Raw genomic sequence first — 1702 nt, forward strand, 5'->3', positions numbered from 1 at the left:
ATCAACGTCAGTTGGGAGGACGCGGTGGCCTATGCGGCCTGGCTGTCGAAGGAGACCGGCGAACACTATCGCTTGCCGACGGAAGCCGAATGGGAATACGCGGCGCGGGCCGGAACCACCACGCCGTTCTGGACCGGACAGTGCGTCAAGACTGACCAGGCAAACTACGACGGCAACGATGACTATGCCGGCTGCGGGGCCAAGACCGGGGTCTACCGAGCACAGACGCTCCGGGTGGGGAGTCTGCCGGCNAACCCCTGGGGTCTGCATGAGGTGCATGGGAATGTCTGGGAATGGGTGCATGACCGTTACCACAACACCTACGCGGGAGCCCCGACGGACGGGACGGCCTGGGAGGGCGGTAGCGGCTCCACCCGGGTGTCGCGGGGCGGCTCCTGGTTCAACGGGGCGCGGAACCTGCGTTCCGCCGTCCGCAGCGGGAACGCGCCCGAGGACCGTGACGACAAAACCGGTTTTCGTCTTGCCGGCGACACTCCCGCGACCCCCGACGATCGTGTCGGGTCGCGCGCTGCGGGCGATGATTCAGTGAAACCACCGGACCAGTTCAGTAAGGAATTGCCGGATCGGTCGCCAGGGGTATCCGCCGCGGATATCACTGAACCCACCCTCCTCATGCCACGTTTCGACTTCGAGCCGCCGATGATGGCGTTACCCGGAGGGCAGTTTCAGATGGGCTCGCCGGAAGACGAACCGGAGCGAAGTTCAGATGAAAGCCCGCGCCACCCGGTGCGGCTGGCCCCCTTTGCGATCGGTCAGACCGAGGCCACCTTTGCCCAGTACGATGCCTTCTGCACGGCGACGGGGCGACAGCCGCCGGACGACAACGGCTGGGGACGGGGTCAGCGGCCGGTGATCAACGTCAGTTGGGAGGACGCGGTGGCCTACGCCGTCTGGCTGTCCAAAGAGACCGGGGCGGCGTACCGCTTACCGACCGAGGCGGAATGGGAATATGCGGCGCGGGCCGGAACCACCACGCCGTTCTGGACCGGGCGCTGCATCACGACAGACCAGGCGAACTACGACGGCAACTATGACTATGCCGTCTGTGGGACCAACACCGGGGTCTACCGACAAGCGACGGTCCCAGTGGGGAGTCTGCCGGCGAACCCTTGGGGTCTGCATGAGGTGCATGGGAACGTCTGGGAGTGGGTGCAGGATCGGTATCATGACAGCTATCAGGGTGCGCCCACGGACGGCCGTGCCTGGGAGGCGGGGGGCAGTTCCGCGCGGGTGGTGCGCGGCGGGTCTTGGTACGGCAACTCCAGGGGCATCCGCGCCGCCATCCGCTTCGACGGCGATCCCGAGCTGCGCAGCTTCAATCTCGGTTTGCGTCTTGCCAGGACTTTATCCCCTTAAAATCTTTACCCCTTTACCCCTGTCAACAGACTATGACCAGCGCGCGAGCCGGGGGCGGTCTTGGGGGGTCCAGGGGGGCGTCCCCCCTGGCCGCGAAATTTTTTTCGCACCCGCTGCGGATGGATCAGGGTCGCGCAAGGCCGCCGACACCTGGCATTGCTGGCGACGACCACCTCGCTCCTCCCATCCGGGGGTAAACTGTCCCCATGGCACCATCCCCCCGCAAACCCTGGCACCGCTGGTTCGGCATTCTGCTGGCGGACCAGTTCATTGGCCGTCCCTGGTCGGTGGCCATGGAAGAAGAGTTGGCCCTGAAAAGCCAGCG

General features: G+C 65.7%; 1 protein-coding gene. It reads left to right on the plus strand.

Annotation, left to right across the window (positions count from 1 at the left end):
* Window positions 1-24 precede the first annotated feature (24 nt).
* Window positions 25-1377, plus strand: a complete 1353-nt coding sequence (locus A39O_RS40615) for a formylglycine-generating enzyme family protein (RefSeq protein ID WP_456073021.1) — start codon at window positions 25-27, stop codon at window positions 1375-1377.
* The last annotated feature ends 325 nt before the right edge of the window (window positions 1378-1702 follow it).

The sequence above is a fragment of the Lamprocystis purpurea DSM 4197 genome, assembly GCF_000379525.1.
Lineage (GTDB): Bacteria > Pseudomonadota > Gammaproteobacteria > Chromatiales > Chromatiaceae > Thiodictyon > Thiodictyon purpureum.